The sequence below is a fragment of the Rhizobium album genome (genome assembly GCF_003122325.1).
Taxonomy (GTDB): Bacteria; Pseudomonadota; Alphaproteobacteria; order Rhizobiales; family Rhizobiaceae; genus Metarhizobium; species Metarhizobium album.
The window spans coordinates 125,633-143,760 of record NZ_QFBC01000007.1 but is presented as its reverse complement, the minus strand read 5'-3'; the positions used below and the strand labels follow the sequence as shown (position 1 = coordinate 143,760).

The 18,128-nt window shown below is 62.7% G+C and carries 18 protein-coding genes; 17 read left to right on the top strand and 1 reads right to left on the bottom strand.

The features are described from left to right. Position 1 precedes the first annotated feature (1 nt). From tsaD to DEM27_RS16885, 5 genes are read left to right on the top strand one after another with little or no spacing between them, the layout of a single operon-like run. Positions 2-1,096: a tRNA (adenosine(37)-N6)-threonylcarbamoyltransferase complex transferase subunit TsaD gene (gene tsaD / locus DEM27_RS16905; protein ID WP_109459560.1), complete on the top strand. Its 1,095-nt coding sequence runs from the start codon at positions 2-4 to the stop codon at positions 1,094-1,096. Then, on the top strand, positions 1,093-2,088 hold the full coding sequence (locus DEM27_RS16900) for an NAD(P)H-dependent glycerol-3-phosphate dehydrogenase (protein ID WP_109459419.1): 996 nt from the start codon (positions 1,093-1,095) through the stop codon (positions 2,086-2,088). Before tsaD ends, DEM27_RS16900 begins: the two co-directional genes overlap by 4 nt. A 25-nt stretch (positions 2,089-2,113) precedes the next feature. Beyond that, positions 2,114-2,407, top strand: a complete 294-nt coding sequence (locus tag DEM27_RS16895) for a YciI-like protein (protein WP_109459418.1) — start codon at positions 2,114-2,116, stop codon at positions 2,405-2,407. A gap of 6 nt (positions 2,408-2,413) precedes the next feature. Then, the gene (locus tag DEM27_RS16890; protein ID WP_109459417.1) at positions 2,414-2,845 is read left to right on the top strand and encodes an EVE domain-containing protein; all 432 of its coding nucleotides are present in this window, start codon (positions 2,414-2,416) and stop codon (positions 2,843-2,845) included. Between the two features lie 9 nt (positions 2,846-2,854). After that, complete coding sequence (locus DEM27_RS16885) at positions 2,855-3,505, top strand: class I SAM-dependent methyltransferase (RefSeq protein ID WP_109459416.1); 651 nt, start codon at positions 2,855-2,857, stop codon at positions 3,503-3,505. Here DEM27_RS16885 and DEM27_RS16880 read toward each other — a convergent pair whose 3' ends face one another. Beyond that, positions 3,506-3,850: a hypothetical protein gene (locus tag DEM27_RS16880; RefSeq protein ID WP_109459415.1), complete on the bottom strand. Its 345-nt coding sequence runs from the start codon at positions 3,848-3,850 to the stop codon at positions 3,506-3,508. 310 nt (positions 3,851-4,160) lie between these two features. Between DEM27_RS16880 and sdhC the strand changes: the two genes are divergently transcribed. The 12 genes from sdhC to odhB all read left to right on the top strand — a co-directional run bounded on the left by sdhC (position 4,161) and on the right by odhB (position 18,119). Further along, positions 4,161-4,553, top strand: coding sequence for a succinate dehydrogenase, cytochrome b556 subunit (gene sdhC, locus DEM27_RS16875; protein ID WP_109459414.1), 393 nt, complete (start codon positions 4,161-4,163; stop codon positions 4,551-4,553). A 12-nt stretch (positions 4,554-4,565) separates the two neighbouring features. Next, positions 4,566-4,946, top strand: a complete 381-nt coding sequence (sdhD, locus tag DEM27_RS16870; RefSeq protein ID WP_109459413.1) for a succinate dehydrogenase, hydrophobic membrane anchor protein — start codon at positions 4,566-4,568, stop codon at positions 4,944-4,946. 7 nt (positions 4,947-4,953) lie between these two features. Then, positions 4,954-6,795: a succinate dehydrogenase flavoprotein subunit gene (gene sdhA / locus DEM27_RS16865; RefSeq protein ID WP_109459412.1), complete on the top strand. Its 1,842-nt coding sequence runs from the start codon at positions 4,954-4,956 to the stop codon at positions 6,793-6,795. Positions 6,796-6,810: 15 nt separating this feature from the next. Next, positions 6,811-7,590, top strand: a complete 780-nt coding sequence (locus DEM27_RS16860) for a succinate dehydrogenase iron-sulfur subunit (protein WP_109459411.1) — start codon at positions 6,811-6,813, stop codon at positions 7,588-7,590. Positions 7,591-7,594: 4 nt separating this feature from the next. Continuing rightward, positions 7,595-8,392, top strand: coding sequence for a nucleotidyltransferase domain-containing protein (locus tag DEM27_RS16855; RefSeq protein WP_109459410.1), 798 nt, complete (start codon positions 7,595-7,597; stop codon positions 8,390-8,392). Between the two features lie 246 nt (positions 8,393-8,638). After that, on the top strand, positions 8,639-9,166 hold the full coding sequence (locus tag DEM27_RS16850; RefSeq protein ID WP_109459559.1) for a protease inhibitor Inh/omp19 family protein: 528 nt from the start codon (positions 8,639-8,641) through the stop codon (positions 9,164-9,166). A 50-nt stretch (positions 9,167-9,216) separates the two neighbouring features. Further along, entirely contained in the window at positions 9,217-10,377 is a 1,161-nt protein-coding gene (gene zapE, locus DEM27_RS16845; RefSeq protein ID WP_109459409.1) for a cell division protein ZapE, read from the top strand. A 179-nt stretch (positions 10,378-10,556) separates the two neighbouring features. Next, positions 10,557-11,519, top strand: a complete 963-nt coding sequence (gene mdh / locus DEM27_RS16840; RefSeq protein ID WP_109459408.1) for a malate dehydrogenase — start codon at positions 10,557-10,559, stop codon at positions 11,517-11,519. Between the two features lie 31 nt (positions 11,520-11,550). Next, positions 11,551-12,744 (top strand): ADP-forming succinate--CoA ligase subunit beta, encoded by a 1,194-nt coding sequence (gene sucC, locus DEM27_RS16835; RefSeq protein ID WP_109459407.1) that lies wholly within the window; start codon positions 11,551-11,553, stop codon positions 12,742-12,744. Between the two features lie 18 nt (positions 12,745-12,762). Further along, on the top strand, positions 12,763-13,665 hold the full coding sequence (gene sucD, locus DEM27_RS16830; protein ID WP_109459406.1) for a succinate--CoA ligase subunit alpha: 903 nt from the start codon (positions 12,763-12,765) through the stop codon (positions 13,663-13,665). Between the two features lie 161 nt (positions 13,666-13,826). Further along, on the top strand, positions 13,827-16,811 hold the full coding sequence (locus DEM27_RS16825) for a 2-oxoglutarate dehydrogenase E1 component (RefSeq protein WP_109459405.1): 2,985 nt from the start codon (positions 13,827-13,829) through the stop codon (positions 16,809-16,811). 81 nt (positions 16,812-16,892) lie between these two features. Beyond that, positions 16,893-18,119 (top strand): 2-oxoglutarate dehydrogenase complex dihydrolipoyllysine-residue succinyltransferase, encoded by a 1,227-nt coding sequence (gene odhB / locus DEM27_RS16820; RefSeq protein WP_109459404.1) that lies wholly within the window; start codon positions 16,893-16,895, stop codon positions 18,117-18,119. The last annotated feature ends 9 nt before the right edge of the window (positions 18,120-18,128 follow it).

Sequence of the window (18,128 nt, the reverse complement as noted above, 5' to 3'; positions counted from 1 at the left end):
CATGGTAAGACCGCTCCGTATTCTCGGCATCGAAACAAGCTGCGACGAAACCGCCGCCGCCGTGGTGTTGCGCCACCCGGACGGTCGTGGCGAGATCGTTTCCGACGTGGTGCTGAGCCAGCTCGAAGAACACAGCGCCTATGGCGGGGTCGTGCCGGAGATTGCCGCGCGTGCCCATGTCGAAGCGCTCGATACGCTGATCGAGGAAGCGTTGCTGCGTGCCAAAGTGTCGCTGGCCGATGTCGATGCGATTGCCGCCACCGCCGGGCCGGGGCTGATCGGCGGCTTGCTGGTCGGGCTGATGACCGGCAAGGCAATCGCGCGAGCGGCGGGCAAGCCGCTTTATGCCGTCAACCACCTCGAAGGCCACGCTTTGACGGCGCGGCTGACGGACGGGCTCAGCTTCCCCTATCTCATGCTGCTGGTCTCCGGCGGTCATACGCAACTGATTCTGGTGCGCGGCGTCGGCAACTACGAGCGTTGGGGCACAACGATCGACGACGCGCTGGGCGAGGCCTTCGACAAGACGGCGAAATTGCTCGGCCTGCCCTATCCCGGCGGTCCGGCGGTGGAGAAGGCGGCTTTGACGGGCAATCCGGAGCGCTTTTCCTTTCCGCGGCCACTGGTCGGCGAAGTCCGGCTCGACTTCTCCTTCTCGGGCTTGAAGACCGCCGTGCGCCAGGCGGCGACCTCGATTGCGCCGCTGACCGAGCAGGATATCGCCGACATCTGCGCATCGTTCCAGAATGCCGTGTCGCGCACGCTGAAGGACCGCATCGGCCGTGGCCTTGCGCGTTTCCGGGAAGAATTCGGCTCGGTTGCGAAACCGGCGCTGGTGGTGGCCGGCGGGGTTGCCGCCAACCAGGTCTTGCGCGGCACGCTGCAGGCGCTGTGCAACAAGCATGGCTTCGATTTCATCGCGCCGCCGCTGCGATTGTGCACCGACAATGCGGCGATGATCGCCTGGGCCGGGCTGGAACGGCTGGCGGAAGGCCTGCCCTCCGACGATCTGGCGACGGCACCGCGTTCCCGCTGGCCGCTGGATGCCAAGGCGGAAACGCTGGTGGGTTTCGGCAAGCGGGGAGCCAAGGCATGACGGGCGGGCAACGGGAAAAGATCGTCGTCATCGGCGCCGGCGCCTTCGGCACGGCGCTTGCCGCCGTCATCGCCCAGGCCGGACGCTCAGACGTCATATTGCTTGGCCGCGACGTCTCGCTGATGGCGGACCTCAGGGCCGACGGTGTCCACGAGGCGGCGCTGCCGGGCATCCGCCTGCCGGACGACCTCGCCTATTCCGCCGAGCCGGATGTGCTGGCCGATGCCACCATCGTGCTTTTCGTCATGCCGTCGCAGGCGCAGGTCGAGGCCGCACGCCAGTATGGTCCCTATCTTGCGCAGGGCGCTGTCGTCGTCACCTGCGCCAAGGGTATCGACCGGGCATCCGGCCGGCTCTTGACCACGGTGCTGGAGCAGGAATTGCCGCATCACCCCGTCGCGGTTCTCTCCGGCCCCGGTTTTGCCGCCGATATCGCCCGCGGCCTGCCGACCGCCATGTCGGTCGCCGCCGCCGATATCGCCGTGGCGGAACGGTTGGCGCATGCCATATCCGGACCGACCTTCCGGCTTTACGCCTCGGCGGACCGCATCGGCGTGCAGCTTGGCGGGGCGCTCAAGAACGTGCTGGCGATCGCCTGCGGCATCGTCGAGGGTGCCGGGCTGGGTGATTCGGCGCGGGCGGCACTGATTGCCCGCGGACTTGCGGAAATGTCGCGGCTGATCGTTGCCGAAGGCGGCGAGGCGGATACGGTGCGCGGTCTTTCGGGCCTCGGCGACCTGGTGTTGACGGCGACCAGCCATCAATCCCGTAACCTGCGTTTCGGCATGTCGCTCGGCCGCGGCGAGCCGCTCGACGTCACGCGCGGCGGGCTGGTGGAGGGCGCCTTTGCGGCTTCCGTTGCCGCCCGCCTGGCGGAAGGGCTGTCGATCGACATGCCGGTGACGGAGGCGGTCGCGGCGATCATCGATGGTCGCCTCGACGTCAGGGCCGCCACCGAGCAGCTGATGACGCGGCCGATCACCACGGAATGACACCCACTTCAATCAGGAGAAACCCATGCTTTTTGCCTTTATCTGCACCGACAAGCCCGGCCACCTGAACGTCCGGATGGAAACCCGCCCGGCGCATGTCGAGCACCTCAACAAGCTCAATGCCGAGGGCACGCTGAAGATCGCCGGTCCCTTCCTCGATGCCGACGGCAAGCCGTGCGGCAGCCTGGTGATCGTCAAGGCCGACAGCATCGAAGCCGCGCAGGCGATTGCCGATGCCGATCCCTATACCAAGGCCGGCCTGTTCGAGACGGTCGAGGTGAAGCCCTACAACTGGGTCTTCAACAATCCGGAGGCATAAGGCGTCATGGCGCACTGGCTTTACAAATCCGAGCCGTCGAGCTGGTCCTGGGAACAGCAGAAGGCCGCCGGTGAAAAAGGCACGGAATGGACCGGCGTCCGCAACTACCTCGCCCGCAACAACATGCGGGCGATGCAGATCGGCGAGAAGGGGTTCTTCTACCATTCGAACGAAGGGCTGGAGATCGTCGGCATCGTCGAGGTCTGCGCGCTGAGCCATCCGGATTCCACCGCCAAGGGCGACCCGAAGTGGGATTGTGTCGATATCCGCGCCGTCTGCGACATGCCGAAGCCGGTATCGCTCAAGGATATCAAGGCCAATCCGGCCTTCGAGAAGATGTCGCTCGTCACCTCGATGCGGCTATCCGTCCAGCCGGTGACCGACGAGGAATATCTGGAGATCTGCCGTCTCGGCGGTCTCGACAATCCGCCGCTCTGAAGGCCGGCCGTGAAGACCGATCCCGAAACCTTCATCCTCGGCAATACCAGCCTGATCGCGCCGCCGCATGTGCCGGAAATCCGCCTGCACCTGGCAAGCGAGGTGCACGATCTCTGGCTGAAGACCGAGGAGGAGCTTCAGGATATCGGCCTGCCGCCGCCCTTCTGGGCGTTTGCCTGGGCCGGCGGGCAAGGACTTGCCCGCTATATCCTCGATCATCCCGAGATCGTGCGGGGCAAAAACGTGCTGGATTTCGCCAGCGGTTCGGGACTGGTGGCGATTGCGGCGAAGATGGCAGGTGCGGCCGACGTGCTTGCGGCCGATATCGATCCCTGGACCCGTACGGCGATTGCCCTGAATGCCGCCGCCAACGGCGTCGAGATCGGTTTTTTCGGGGAGGATCTGGTCGGACGTCCGGTCGATGCCGACGTGGTGCTGGCCGGTGACGTCTTTTACGACAGCGATTTTGCCAGGGCGCTCGTGCCCTGGTTCGAAGGCTTGTGCCGGCAGGGCAAGGTGGTGCTGGTCGGCGATCCCGGCCGCGCCTATTTGCCGAAACAGCAGCTGACGGCCTGCGCCACCTATCAGGTGCCGGTGACGCGGGTGCTGGAGGACAGCGACGTCAAGAAGACCACCGTCTGGCGGTTTGCCGCGGATTGATCAGGGCCGGACGACGCAGACGCCGGCTTCGTAGGAGCAGGCGCTCTTTTTTGCCGAGACATCGATGATCTTTGCCGCCGGCCGCCGGTATCCGGCCGCGCCGTTTCGGCTGAGATAACCGTCATAGGAAAAATAGATGCCGTTGCCGCGGACCTTCCGTCCCGAGATCGCGCCGGCATAGGTGCCCAGTCCGGGGATGATCGACGGAAGGCCGGAATGCACGATGCCGGAGGATCGGTCGGCGTGATGCCTGTGGTGACGGTCCCCGGCCGAAACCGGTAGGGCGAGCAGACCAACAAAAACGGCGGAAAGCAGCGGCGTTACCAGCGAGCGACGCAAAACCATGCCCGGACCTCCGATGACACGTTAACAAAAGGTTAAAGCCAATTTGCCGCATTTTTTGGCATATGTCACGGCTGCGATGGATTTTTTCACCCGATGGCAGGTGCAAGCGTGCTTTTAGACCTTGGTATTAAGGGAGTTTCAAACCCAATCGATTAAATTTTAAACCTGCATCAATTCCGCTTGTCGTACCGCCCATCGGTGATTAAACGTCGCTTTTGATGCAACGCACATGAAAATTCCGCACCGTGCGTTGTCCCCAGGCAATGAAGCCCGAAAAATCGGAGCGCACCCGTAACGCCGCGAGGTTTAGATGGCGAACGTGACAAACAACCGGCCCCTGTCGCCGCATCTGCAAGTTTACAAGCTGATCCCCACCATGCTCATGTCGATTGTGCACCGCATTACCGGCGGCGCGCTCTACTTCGGCACGCTTCTGGTCGTCTGGTGGCTGGTGGCGGCGGCTTCGGGCGAAGCCTATTTCGAATGGGCCAACTGGTTCATGGGCACCATCATCGGCCGGCTGATCCTGTTCGGTTACACCTGGGCGCTCATCCACCACATGCTCGGCGGCCTGCGCCACTTCATGTGGGATCTGGGCTATGGTTTCGAAAAACACTTCACCACCAAGCTCGTCAAGGTCTCGACCGTCGTCTCGATCTGTCTCACCGTGCTGGTCTGGGTGATCGGCCTTCTCATTCGCTAAGAGGACATTCTCATGGATATGCGTACGCCTCTCGGCAAAGTTCGCGGCCTTGGTTCGGCCAAGGACGGCACGGAGCATTTCTGGCGCCAGCGGCTGACGGCCGTTGCCAACGTGCCGCTTCTGACCTTCTTCGTCATCTTCCTGCTGATCCATGCCGGCGCGCCCTATGCGGATGTCGTCGCCGCGCTTGCCAATCCTTTCGTTGCCGTCGTCATGGGCCTTGTGGTGCTCTCCGCCACGATCCACATGAAGCTCGGCATGCAGGTGATCATCGAGGACTATATTCATTCGGAAGGCACCAAGATCATCCTGGTGATGTTGAATACCTTCTTCGCTTTCGCGGTGGCGGGCCTCTGTCTTTTCGCCATTCTGAAAATCGCATTTGCAGGGTAATCCGATCATGGCTTCCAATCCGTCCCTCGCTCAGAATGGCAAGGCTTATAAATATGTCGATCACGCTTATGACGTGATCGTCGTCGGCGCCGGCGGCGCCGGCCTGCGCGCCACGCTCGGCATGGCCGAGCAGGGCTTCAAGACCGCCTGCATCACCAAGGTCTTCCCGACCCGCTCGCACACCGTTGCCGCCCAGGGCGGTATCGCCGCCTCGCTGCAGAACATGACGCCCGACAGCTGGCAGTGGCACCTCTACGACACCGTCAAGGGGTCCGACTGGCTCGGCGACGTCGACGCCATGCAATATCTCGCCATGGAGGCGCCGAAGGCGGTCTATGAACTCGAGCATTACGGCGTGCCCTTCTCGCGAAACGAAGAAGGCAAGATCTACCAGCGCCCCTTCGGCGGCCACATGCAGAACTATGGCGAAGGCCCGCCGGTGCAGCGCACCTGTGCTGCAGCCGACCGCACCGGCCACGCCATCCTGCACACGCTCTACGGCCAGTCGTTGCGCAACAATGCCGAATTCTTCATCGAATATTTCGCCCTCGATCTGATCATGTCGGATGACGGCCGCTGCACCGGCGTCGTCGCCTGGTGCCTGGACGACGGCACGATCCATCGTTTCTCTGCCAAGATGGTGGTGCTGGCGACCGGCGGTTATGGCCGCGCCTATTTCTCCGCCACCTCGGCACACACCTGCACCGGCGACGGCGGCGGCATGATCGCCCGCGCCGGCCTGCCGCTGCAGGACATGGAGTTCGTACAGTTCCATCCGACCGGCATCTATGGTGCCGGCTGTCTGATCACCGAAGGCGCGCGCGGTGAAGGCGGCTACCTCGTCAATTCCGAGGGCGAGCGCTTCATGGAGCGTTACGCGCCGTCCGCCAAGGACCTTGCCTCGCGCGACGTCGTTTCGCGTTGCATGACCATGGAAATCCGCGAAGGCCGCGGCGTCGGCAGGAACAAGGACCACATCTTCCTGCATCTCGACCATCTCGACCCGGCCGTCCTTCATGAACGCCTGCCCGGCATCTCGGAATCGGCAAAGATCTTTGCCGGCGTCGATGTGACGCGCGAACCGATCCCGGTTCTGCCGACCGTGCATTACAATATGGGCGGCGTGCCGACCAATTATTGGGGTGAAGTGCTGAATGCCGACAGCAACAATCCGGAACGCATCGCGCCCGGCCTGATGGCCGTCGGCGAAGCCGGCTGCGCTTCGGTGCACGGCGCCAATCGTCTCGGCTCCAACTCGCTGATCGACCTCGTCGTCTTCGGTCGTGCCGCGGCCATCCGCGCCGGCCAGGTCATCGACAAGGCCGAACCGGTGCCGGCGCTCAACACGGCTGCCTGCGATAAGATCATGGAGCGCTTCGACCGCCTGCGTTACGCCAACGGCGGCACGCCGACGGCGGTGCTGCGCGACAAGATGCAGCGCGTCATGCAGGAAGACGCCGCCGTGTTCCGCACCCAGGAATCGCTGGAATCCGGCTGCAAGCGCATCTCGGCGATCTGGAAGGAGCTGCCCGACGTCAAGGTCACCGACCGTTCGCTGGTCTGGAACTCCGACCTGGTCGAGACGCTGGAGCTGGAAAACCTGATGGCCAACGCCATCACCACGGTCTACGGCGCCGAGGCCCGCAAGGAAAGCCGCGGCTCGCATGCCCGCGAGGACTACACCAGCGGCCCGTTTGCCGGACGCGACGACGAGAACTGGCGCAAGCATACGCTCGCCTGGGTCAATGAGGCCGGCGACGTCAGGCTCGACTACCGCCCGGTTCACACCGAACTGATCGCCGAAGGCATCGACCCCAAGAAGATCGCCCCGAAGGCGCGCGTCTATTGATCCGAGGATTTTGACATGGTTGAACTTGCTCTCCCCAAAAATTCGAAGATCAACGAAGGCAAGGTGTGGCCGAAGCCCGAGGGTGCGCGGCACACGAGGGAATTCCGCATCTACCGCTGGAATCCGGATGACGGCCAGAACCCGAGCATCGATACCTATTACATCGACGTCGACGATTGCGGCCCGATGGTGCTCGACGGTCTGCTCTACATCAAGAACAAGATCGACCCGACGCTGACGTTGCGCCGTTCCTGTCGCGAGGGCATCTGCGGCTCCTGTGCCATGAACATCGACGGCACGAATACGCTCGCCTGCACCAAGGGTCTCGAAGAGATCAAGGGTACGGTGAAGGTCTATCCGCTGCCGCATATGCCCGTCGTCAAGGATCTGGTTCCCGATCTCACCAACTTCTACGCCCAGCATCGCTCGATCGAGCCCTGGCTGAAGACGGTTTCGCCGGCGCCGGCGAAAGAATGGAAGCAGAGCCACGAGGATCGCCTCAAGCTCGACGGTCTCTATGAATGCATCCTCTGCGCCTGCTGCTCGACTTCCTGTCCGAGCTACTGGTGGAACGGCGACCGTTATCTCGGCCCGGCCGTGCTGCTGCAGGCCTATCGCTGGCTGATCGACAGCCGCGACGAAGCCAAGGGCGAGCGTCTCGACAATCTCGAGGATCCGTTCCGGCTTTATCGTTGCCACACGATCATGAACTGCGCCCAGGCCTGCCCGAAGGGGCTGAACCCGGCCAAGGCGATTGCCGAAATCAAGAAGATGATGGTCGAACGCCGGGTCTGACACCATGTTCGAGGGGTTGACGGAAGAAGCCGCAAGCGAAATCCGCCAGCGCCTCGACAGTGTCCGCGCCGAAGGATGCCGGATCGGCTTTGCGGTGGAAAGCGGCAGCCGGGCATGGGGTTTTCCGTCGCCTGACAGCGATTTCGACTGCCGCTTCGTCTATGTCCGCCCCGTGCGGCAGCATCTCGAATTCCGTCCGCGCCGCGATGTCATCGAGTTCCCGATCGTCGGCGACATCGATACCGGCGGCTGGGACTTGCGAAAGGCATTGCTGCTGGCCCTGAAGGGCAATGCGGTGATCGTCGAATGGCTCAAGTCGCCGCTGGTCTACGAAGAGGAGCCGGATTTTCGCGACCGGCTTTCCAGACTGCTGGAGGAGATCATGCAGCCGCAGCGGGTCGCCCGTCATTATGCCGGCCTGTTGCGCGAACATGCGCCGGAGAGGGATCTCAAAGAGGTCAAGCTGAAGAGATTTCTTTATGCGGTTCGCCCGGCCGTGGCGCTGCAATGGATGAGCGACCGCGATTTTTCCGCCCTGCCGCCGATGAACATGCTGGAATGCCTTGAAGGCGCCTCCGTGCCGCAGAATGTGCGCGACGAGATCCTGCGGCTCATCGCGCTCAAGAAGACGTCGCGGGAAATGGGCGAGGTATCCTTGCCGTCGTGCCTGCGCCACTTCGTTGCGCAAACGGATGCGGATTATGCCGGTCTTGGCAGCCGGTTCAAGGCGGATGGTGACGACGAGGCGGCCCGCTTTGCGGCAGCAGAACTGTTCTATCGGCTGGAGGTCGAGCGGACGTAAAACATATCGCGCAAAACTATGTGGCGGCCTGCGAAAACGGCAGGGGAAAACAAAGAGCGAAAGCGTGAGAGCGAATCTGAAAGATGGCGACGCGCTTTGTGTGTGATGCGGGCGATAGAATACCCTAAATCGAGGGGTTTGCGGCAAACATCCGTTGCAAGACTTGATTATGCAGGGTGTTTCACGATAATTCCGCCTTGATTGCGCCCCATCCTCCCGGGCGAGCGGACGATCAGGAGTGTCATGATGCAGTTGAAACATGCGGCGGTGGGCTTGGCGGTGGTTCTTTCGCTGGCCGGATGCCAGCGCACCACCTATAGCGATTTGAGCCCCACCCGCCAGGTGACGCCGCTGGAGGCGCAGCCGGTGCAGGGCGTGCAGACCAGCCAGTTGCCTGATCCGACGACAGGCGCGTCACAGTTTCCCGAAAAGCCGACCACCCTGCCGACGGATGTCAGCGCCCAGACGAGCGATGCGATGGCGGCGACCGCGCTCGACGTCAAGAAGGAAGGCATGGTCGGCAACTGGAAGGTCAACACCTCGGGCGTGACCTGCGACATGTTCCTGACGCTCACCAACCTCGGCAGCGGCTCGCGCGGCGGCACCCGTGGCTGCTCCGGCGAGTTGACGACCATGGGCTCGTGGGAAGTCGACGGCAAGCAGGTCATGCTGAAGGACCGCAGCGGCAATCCGCTCGGCCGCCTCTACAAGACAGCGGATACGCGCTTTGACGGAACGACGAATTCCGGCCAGCCCATCAGCCTCAGCCGATAATGTCTCAAGGCCGGCTCTCGCCGGCCTTTTTTCTTGAGTGGACCCCCTTTATGAAGCCCATGCCAGACTATTCGCTGAGCGTCAGCGAACGGCTGAAATCCTTGACGTCTTCGGGAACGCTGCAGGCCGACAAGGCGCAGATGGATGTCGCCGCCCGGCTCGACAAGGTTCTTTCAGCGCTCAAGGGGCGGCGGCCGGCGGCGAAGTCCAGCGCGCTCGGCTGGCTTTTCGCCAAGAAGAAGCGCGAGGAACCGGTGCATGGCCTCTACATCCACGGCAGTGTCGGCCGCGGCAAGACCATGCTCATGGACATGTTCTTCGAGATGGCGCCGGTCTCCCGCAAGCGCCGGGCGCATTTCCATGAATTCATGGCCGACGTCCACAACCGCATCCATGCGCATCGCCAGAAGCTGAAGAACGGTGAGACCAAACAGGCAGATCCGGTGCCGCCGGTTGCCGAAGCGCTGTTCGAGGAGGCGGAACTGCTCTGCTTCGACGAATTCACCGTGACGGACATTGCCGACGCGATGATTTTGGCGCGCCTGTTCGGCGAGCTTTTTTCGCGCGGTTGCGTGCTGGTCGCCACGTCGAACGTCGAGCCGGACAATCTTTACCGGGATGGCCTGAACCGGGGCCTGTTTCTGCCCTTCGTCGGCCTGCTGAAAAAACATGTCGATGTCGTCACGCTCGATTCGCCGACCGACTACCGGATGGAAAAGCTCGACGGGCTGCCGGTCTACATGGCGCCGGTCGATACCGAGGCCACCGAGGCGATGGACAAGGCCTGGAGTGCGGCGATCAACGGCCACAAGGTCGCCCCCCTCGACATCGACATGAAGGGCCGGGCGATCAAGGTGCCGCAGGCGGCCGGCCGTGTCGCCCGGTTTTCGTTTGCCGATCTTTGCGAAAAGCCGCTGGGAGCCTCAGACTATCTGGCGATCGCCGATCGCTTCGATGTCGTCTTCCTCGATCACATCCCGCATCTCGGCCCGGAAAAGCGCAACGAAACCAAACGCTTCATCATCCTGATCGACACACTCTACGATCATGCCGTGCGCCTGTTCGCCTCTGCCGATGCGATGCCGGAGACGCTGCTGACGGAAAAGCGCGGCACGGAAGGGTTCGAATTCGACCGCACGATTTCGCGCCTGTTCGAGATGCGCAGCGCCGATTACCTCGCCCTGCATCGCGAAAAACACAATTCAGTTTGACGGTTTTGTGTCAAAAATTCTTACGTTTACGTAAGAATTTTGCAATATAACCGATTGAAAATTATGGGCTAAAAATAACGCATTGCCATTTTTTTGCTTTGGGCGTATTGCGATTGGCCACAATGGCCGGTGTGACGGCATGCCTGCCTTGGGATTTGGATCGCAAAGGAAGCACTTCAATGGCGCGCAAAAAGATCGCACTTATTGGTTCTGGCATGATCGGCGGTACGCTGGCCCATCTCGCAGGACTGAAGGAACTGGGCGACATCGTCCTGTTCGACATCGCCGACGGCATTCCGCAGGGCAAGGGTCTCGACATCGCCCAGTCGTCGCCGGTTGAAGGCTTCAACGCCAATCTCACCGGCGCCAGCGACTACGCCGCCATCGAAGGCGCCGATGTCTGCATCGTCACCGCCGGCGTCGCCCGCAAGCCGGGCATGAGCCGCGACGACCTTCTCGGCATCAACCTCAAGGTCATGGAACAGGTCGGCGCCGGCATCAAGAAATATGCCCCGAACGCCTTCGTGATCTGCATCACCAACCCGCTCGACGCCATGGTCTGGGCGCTGCAGAAGTTCTCCGGCCTGCCGAAGAACATGGTCGTCGGCATGGCCGGCGTGCTCGACTCCGCCCGTTTCCGCCTGTTCCTTTCCCAGGAATTCAACGTTTCCGTCCAGGACGTCACCGCCTTCGTTCTCGGCGGCCACGGCGACACCATGGTGCCGCTCGCCCGTTATTCGACCATCGGCGGCATTCCGCTCACCGACCTCGTCAAGATGGGTTGGGTCACCAAGGAGCGCCTTGAAGAGATCATCCAGCGCACCCGTGACGGCGGCGCCGAGATCGTCGGCCTGCTCAAGACCGGTTCGGCCTACTACGCCCCGGCTGCCTCGGCCATCGAAATGGCTGAATCCTACCTCAAGGACAAGAAGCGCGTTCTGCCCTGCGCTGCCTATCTTTCCGGCCAGTACGGCGTGAAGGACATGTATGTCGGCGTGCCCACCATCATCGGTGAAGGCGGTGTCGAGCGCATCATCGAGGTCGAATTCAACAAGGCCGAAGAAGAAGCGTTCCAGAAGTCGGTTTCCGCTGTTGCCGGTCTTTGCGAAGCCTGCATCACCATCGCTCCGGCGCTGAAGTAAGCGCTTCGGCCGTCAATCAGGGATTATCCGCATGAACATTCATGAATATCAGGCCAAGGCTCTCTTGAAGAGCTATGGCGCGCCGGTCGCCGCGGGCGTGCCGATCTTTTCCGCCGAAGAGGCGGAAGCTGCCGCCAAGTCGCTGCCGGGTCCGCTCTATGTGGTGAAGAGCCAGATCCATGCCGGCGGCCGCGGCAAGGGCAAGTTTAAGGAACTCGGCCCCGAGGCCAAGGGCGGCGTCCGTCTGGCCAAGTCGATCGACGAGGTTGTCGCCAACGTCAAGGACATGCTCGGCAACACGCTGGTGACCGCCCAGACGGGTGAGGCGGGCAAGCAGGTCAACCGCCTCTACATCGAGGACGGTGCCGATATCGCTCGCGAGCTCTATTGTTCGCTGCTGGTGGATCGCTCCGTCGGCCGCGTCGCCTTCGTCGTCTCGACCGAAGGTGGCATGGACATCGAGGCTGTCGCGCATGACACGCCGGAGAAAATCCACACTATCGCCATCGACCCTGAAGCCGGCGTCACCGACGCCGACGTCGCGGCGATTTCCAAGGCTTTGGCGCTGGACGGCGCTGCGGTCGAGGACGCCAAGTCGCTGTTCCCGATCCTTTACAAGGCGTTCAACGAGAAGGACATGGCCCTTCTCGAAATCAACCCGCTGATCGTCATGACCAACGGCCACCTGCGTGTGCTCGACGCCAAGGTGTCGTTCGACGGCAACGCCCTGTTCCGCCACGACGATATCCGTGCGCTGCGCGACGAGACCGAAGAAGACGCCAAGGAAATCGAAGCCTCCAAGTGGGATCTCGCCTATGTCGCCCTCGACGGCAACATCGGCTGCATGGTCAACGGCGCCGGCCTTGCCATGGCGACCATGGACATCATCAAGCTGTACGGCAAGGAACCGGCCAACTTCTGCGACGTCGGCGGCGGTGCCGGCAAGGAGAAGGTGGCAGCAGCCTTCAAGATCATCACGGCGGACCCGAAGGTCGAGGGCATCCTCGTCAACATCTTCGGCGGCATCATGAAGTGCGACGTCATCGCCGAAGGCGTTGTCGCCGCGGTTCAGGAAGTCGGCCTCAAAGTGCCGCTCGTCGTGCGCCTCGAAGGCACCAATGTCGAACTCGGCAAGAAGATCCTCAACGAGTCCGGTCTCGCGATCACGGCGGCTGACGACTTGGACGACGCTGCCAAGAAGATCGTCGCGGCGATCAACGGCTAATCTGAAGGACCTTTACCCATGTCGATTCTCGTCAACAAGAATACCAAGGTCCTGGTTCAGGGCCTGACCGGCAAGACCGGTACGTTCCATACCGAGCAGGCGCTTGCCTATTACGGCACGCAGATGGTTGGCGGCATCCATCCGAAGAAGGGTGGCGAAAGCTGGACCGGCTCGAAGGGTGAAACCCTGCCGATCTTCGCAACCGTTGCCGAAGGCCGCGAAAAGACCGGCGCCGATGCGTCGGTGATCTACGTTCCGCCGGCCGGTGCGGCCGATGCGATCATCGAGGCGATCGACGCCGAGATCCCGTTCATCACCTGCATCACCGAAGGCATCCCGGTCATGGACATGGTGCGGGTCAAGGCCAGGCTCGACAAGTCGAAGTCGCGCCTGCTCGGCCCCAACTGCCCAGGCATCCTGACGCCGGAAGAATGCAAGATCGGCATCATGCCAGGCTCGATCTTCCGCAAGGGTTCGGTCGGCATCGTCTCGCGCTCCGGCACGCTGACCTATGAAGCGGTGTTCCAGACCTCGAACGAAGGCCTCGGCCAGACCACGGCTGTCGGCATCGGCGGCGACCCGGTCAAGGGCACCGAGTTCATCGACGTGCTCGAGATGTTCCTTGCCGACGATGCCACGACCTCGATCATCATGATCGGTGAAATCGGTGGTTCGGCGGAAGAAGATGCAGCCCAGTTCCTGATCGACGAAGCCAAGAAGGGTCGCAAGAAGCCGATGGCCGGCTTTATCGCCGGCCGTACGGCGCCGAAGGGTCGTACCATGGGCCACGCCGGCGCTGTCGTTTCCGGCGGCAAGGGCGATGCGGAATCGAAGATCGCTGCCATGGAAGCGGCCGGCATCAAGGTTTCGCCGTCGCCGGCACGCCTCGGCAAGACACTGGTTGAAGTCCTGAAGGGCTGAACCGACATAAGGACCGGGCGGATCGTCGCATCCGCGCCCGCCCGGTTCTCAAGCATGGCGGATGTGCCGCGGACAGGCGGCAGGTGGAAATGCGGCAGCCGGTTTTATGACCGGCACATTCATTTAAGTCGGGAGGCGGGCGGAAGCGTCCGCAAAACACCATGGCAAGACAAGAAGCGAACGAGCAGTTCCAGATCACGTCGTTTCTCGACGGCGCCAACGCTGCCTATATCGAGCAGTTGTATGCGCGCTACGAGGAAGATCCCTCGTCGGTCGACGAGCAGTGGCGCTCTTTCTTCAAGGCGCTGGACGACAATCCGTCCGACGCGACGAAGGCGGCCAAGGGTGCCTCCTGGCAGCGCAAGAACTGGCCGATCGCCGCCTCCGGCGATCTGGTCTCGGCGCTCGACGGCAACTGGGGCATCATCGAAAAGGCGATCGAGACCAAGGTGAAAGCCAAGGCCGAGGCCGCTGGCAAGCCGGCCAGCGATGCCGAGGTGCACCAGGCGACGCGCGACAGCGTCCGCGCCATCATGATGATCCGCGCCTTCCGCATGCGCGGCCACCTGCATGCGCAACTCGATCCGCTCGGCCTTGCCGCACCGGTCGACGACTATAATGAATTGTCGCCGTCCGCCTACGGTTTCACCGAAGCCGACTACGACCGCAAGATCTTCATCGACAACGTGCTTGGCCTCGAATACGCGACCATTCGCGAGATGCTCGACATCCTGGAACGGACCTATTGTTCCACGCTCGGTGTCGAATTCATGCATATCTCCAACCCGGAAGAGAAGTCCTGGATCCAGGAGCGCATCGAGGGTCCGGACAAGGGTGTCGCCTTCACCCCCGAAGGCAAGAAGGCCATCCTTTCCAAGCTGATCGAGGCTGAAGGTTTCGAGCAGTTCATCGACGTCAAGTACAAGGGCACCAAGCGCTTCGGCCTCGACGGCGGCGAAGCGCTGATCCCGGCGCTGGAGCAGATCCTCAAGCGCGGTGGCCAGGATGGCCTGGAAGAAGTCGTGCTCGGCATGGCCCATCGCGGCCGCCTCAACGTCTTGACCAACGTCATGGGCAAGCCGCACCGCGCCGTGTTCCACGAGTTCAAGGGCGGATCCTTCAAGCCTGATGACGTCGAAGGGTCCGGTGACGTCAAGTATCACCTCGGCGCCTCCTCCGACCGCGAGTTCGACGGCAACAAGGTGCACCTGTCACTGACGGCCAACCCCTCGCACCTCGAAATCGTCAATCCGGTGGTGATGGGCAAGGCCCGCGCCAAGCAGGACCAGCGCGCCAAGGTGTTCGAAGGCGACATCATTCCGCTCAAGGAGCGCTCGAAGGTGCTGCCGCTCCTGCTGCACGGCGATGCGGCTTTTGCCGGCCAGGGCGTCGTCGCCGAAATCCTCGGCTTGTCCGGCCTGCGCGGTCACCGCGTTGCCGGCACGATGCACGTCATCATCAACAACCAGATCGGTTTTACCACCAACCCGGCCTTCTCGCGGTCGTCGCCTTATCCGTCCGACGTTGCCAAGATGATCGAGGCGCCGATCTTCCACGTCAACGGCGACGATCCGGAAGCGGTGGTCTATGCCGCCAAGGTTGCCACCGAATTCCGCATGAAGTTCCACAAGCCTGTCGTCGTCGACATGTTCTGCTATCGCCGCTTCGGCCACAACGAAGGCGACGAGCCGTCCTTCACGCAGCCGAAGATGTACAAGGTGATCCGCGCTCACAAGACGGTCGTGCAGCTCTACGGCGAGCGGCTGATCGCCGAAGGGCTGATCAGCGAAGGCGAATTCGAAAAGATGAAGGCCGACTGGCGCGCCCATCTGGAGCAGGAATTCGAGGCTGGCCAGTCCTACAAGCCGAACAAGGCCGACTGGCTCGACGGCCTCTGGTCGGGCCTGCGCACGGCCGACAATGCCGACGAGCAGCGCCGCGGCAAGACCGCTGTGCCGATGAAGACGCTGAAGGATATCGGCCGCAAGATCTCCGAGATCCCGGCGGGCTTCCAGGCGCATCGCACCATCCAGCGCTTCATGGAAAACCGCGCCAACATGATCCAGACGGGCGAAGGCATCGACTGGGCGATGGCCGAGGCGCTGGCGCTCGGTTCGCTTTGCGTCGAAGGCACGAAGATCCGCCTGTCCGGCCAGGACGTCGAGCGCGGCACCTTCTCGCAACGCCACTCGGTGCTCTACGATCAGGAAACAGAAGAACGCTACATCCCGCTCGCCAACCTCTCCCCGACCCAGGGACGTTACGAGGCGATCAACTCGATGCTGTCGGAAGAGGCGGTTCTCGGCTTCGAATACGGCTACTCGCTGGCCCGTCCGGGCGCGCTGACGCTCTGGGAAGCCCAGTTCGGCGACTTCGCCAACGGTGCGCAGGTGGTCTTCGACCAGTTCATCTCGTCTGGCGAACGCAAGTGGCTGCGCATGTCCGGCCTCGTCTGCCTGCTGCCGCACGGCTATGAAGGCCAGGGTCCGGAGCACTCGTCGGCTCGCCTGGAGCGCTGGCTGCAGATGTGCGCCGAAGACAACATGCAGGTCGCCAACGTCACGACGCCGGCGAACTATTTCCACATCCTGCGCCGGCAGATGAAGCGCGACTTCCGCAAGCCGCTGATCATCATGACGCCGAAGTCTCTGCTGCGCCACAAGCGCGCCGTGTCGAGCCTTGCCGAGATGGCTGGCGAATCCTCGTTCCACCGCCTGCTGTGGGACGACGCAGAAGTGATCAAGGACGGCCCGATCAAGCTGCAGAAGGATGCCAAGATCCGCCGCGTCGTCATGTGTTCGGGCAAGGTCTATTACGACCTCCTGGAAGAGCGCGAAAAGCGCGGCATCGACGACGTCTACCTCCTGCGTATCGAACAGCTCTATCCGTTCCCGGCCAAGGCGCTCATCAACGAACTTTCGCGTTTCAAGAACGCCGAAATGGTCTGGTGCCAGGAAGAGCCGAAGAACATGGGTGGCTGGTCGTTCATCGATCCGTACCTGGAATGGGTGCTGGCGCATATCGATGCCAAGTACCAGCGTGTTCGCTACACTGGCCGTCCGGCCGCCGCTTCACCGGCAACCGGCCTGATGTCGAAACATCTGTCGCAGCTTGCCGCCTTCCTCGAAGACGCGCTCGGCGGCTGAGGACGCATCGGGGCGGCCGCCCCGTTCTCCCGCTCGCCTTCGCCGCTCAACAAGAACAAGTCACCCATCAGGATTTGAACAATGGCTACTGAAATCCGCGTCCCAACCCTCGGCGAATCCGTCAGCGAGGCAACTGTCGGCACCTGGTTCAAGAAAGTCGGAGATGTCGTCAAGGCCGACGAGCCGCTGCTCGAGCTGGAAACCGACAAGGTCACCATCGAAGTTCCGTCGCCGGCTGCCGGCACGCTGGCCGAAATCGTTGCCCAGGCGGGTGAAACGGTCGGTCTCGGCGCACTGCTCGGCCAGATCGCCGCAGGTGGTGCCGGTGCTGCCGTTGCCGCTGCGGCCAAGGCTGAACCGGCCGTTGCTGCCGCCATCCCGGTTGCCGCTCCGGCTGCTGCCGCTGCCGCCATGCCGCCGGCTCCGGCCGCCGCCAAGCTTCTGGCCGAGAACAATATCGCTGCCGGCGATGTCGACGGCTCCGGCAAGCGCGGCCAGGTGCTGAAGGGCGATGTCATCGCCGCCATCGCCAAGGGCCCGGCCACCACGGCCCAGGCGGCCGAGCCGGTCAAGGTTGCCGCCCGCGCGCCGTCGGCGGTCGAAGACGCGCCGCGTGAAGAGCGCGTCAAGATGACCCGCCTGCGCCAGACGATCGCAAAGCGCCTCAAGGACGCCCAGAACACCGCCGCCATGCTGACCACCTACAACGAGGTGGACATGAGCGCGGTCATGGACCTGCGCAACCGCTACAAGGACATTTTCGAGAAGAAGCACGGCGTCAAGCTCGGCTTCATGGGCTTCTTTACCAAGGCGGTGACGCATGCCCTGAAGGAACTGCCGGCGGTGAATGCCGAGATCGACGGTACCGACATCATCTACAAGAACTACTGCCACATCGGCGTTGCCGTCGGCACCGACAAGGGTCTTGTCGTGCCGATCGTCCGCGACGCCGACCAGCTGTCGATCGCCGGCATCGAGAAGGAGATCGGCCGCCTCGGCAAGGCCGCCCGTGACGGCCAGCTGTCGATGGCCGACATGCAGGGCGGCACGTTCACCATCTCCAACGGTGGCGTCTACGGTTCGCTGATGTCTTCGCCGATCCTCAATGCGCCGCAGTCGGGCATTCTCGGCATGCACAAGATCCAGGATCGCCCGGTCGTCGTCGGCGGTCAGATCGTCATCCGTCCGATGATGTATCTGGCGCTGTCCTACGATCACCGCATCGTCGACGGCAAGGAAGCCGTGACCTTCCTCGTCCGCGTCAAGGAAAGCCTGGAAGATCCGGAACGTCTGGTTCTCGATCTCTAGGGAGACCGG

Bases quoted from the DNA above. Each gene is read 5' to 3' on its own strand.
- tsaD (WP_109459560.1), top strand. From the start codon at position 2: ATGGTAAGACCGCTCCGTATTCTCGGCATCGAAACAAGCTGCGACGAA.
- DEM27_RS16900 (WP_109459419.1), top strand. From the start codon at position 1,093: ATGACGGGCGGGCAACGGGAAAAGATCGTCGTCATCGGCGCCGGCGCC.
- DEM27_RS16895 (WP_109459418.1), top strand. From the start codon at position 2,114: ATGCTTTTTGCCTTTATCTGCACCGACAAGCCCGGCCACCTGAACGTC.
- DEM27_RS16890 (WP_109459417.1), top strand. From the start codon at position 2,414: ATGGCGCACTGGCTTTACAAATCCGAGCCGTCGAGCTGGTCCTGGGAA.
- DEM27_RS16880 (WP_109459415.1), bottom strand. From the start codon at position 3,850: ATGGTTTTGCGTCGCTCGCTGGTAACGCCGCTGCTTTCCGCCGTTTTT.
- sdhC (WP_109459414.1), top strand. From the start codon at position 4,161: ATGGCGAACGTGACAAACAACCGGCCCCTGTCGCCGCATCTGCAAGTT.
- sdhD (WP_109459413.1), top strand. From the start codon at position 4,566: ATGGATATGCGTACGCCTCTCGGCAAAGTTCGCGGCCTTGGTTCGGCC.
- sdhA (WP_109459412.1), top strand. From the start codon at position 4,954: ATGGCTTCCAATCCGTCCCTCGCTCAGAATGGCAAGGCTTATAAATAT.
- DEM27_RS16860 (WP_109459411.1), top strand. From the start codon at position 6,811: ATGGTTGAACTTGCTCTCCCCAAAAATTCGAAGATCAACGAAGGCAAG.
- DEM27_RS16855 (WP_109459410.1), top strand. From the start codon at position 7,595: ATGTTCGAGGGGTTGACGGAAGAAGCCGCAAGCGAAATCCGCCAGCGC.
- DEM27_RS16850 (WP_109459559.1), top strand. From the start codon at position 8,639: ATGCAGTTGAAACATGCGGCGGTGGGCTTGGCGGTGGTTCTTTCGCTG.
- zapE (WP_109459409.1), top strand. From the start codon at position 9,217: ATGAAGCCCATGCCAGACTATTCGCTGAGCGTCAGCGAACGGCTGAAA.
- mdh (WP_109459408.1), top strand. From the start codon at position 10,557: ATGGCGCGCAAAAAGATCGCACTTATTGGTTCTGGCATGATCGGCGGT.
- sucC (WP_109459407.1), top strand. From the start codon at position 11,551: ATGAACATTCATGAATATCAGGCCAAGGCTCTCTTGAAGAGCTATGGC.
- sucD (WP_109459406.1), top strand. From the start codon at position 12,763: ATGTCGATTCTCGTCAACAAGAATACCAAGGTCCTGGTTCAGGGCCTG.
- DEM27_RS16825 (WP_109459405.1), top strand. From the start codon at position 13,827: ATGGCAAGACAAGAAGCGAACGAGCAGTTCCAGATCACGTCGTTTCTC.
- odhB (WP_109459404.1), top strand. From the start codon at position 16,893: ATGGCTACTGAAATCCGCGTCCCAACCCTCGGCGAATCCGTCAGCGAG.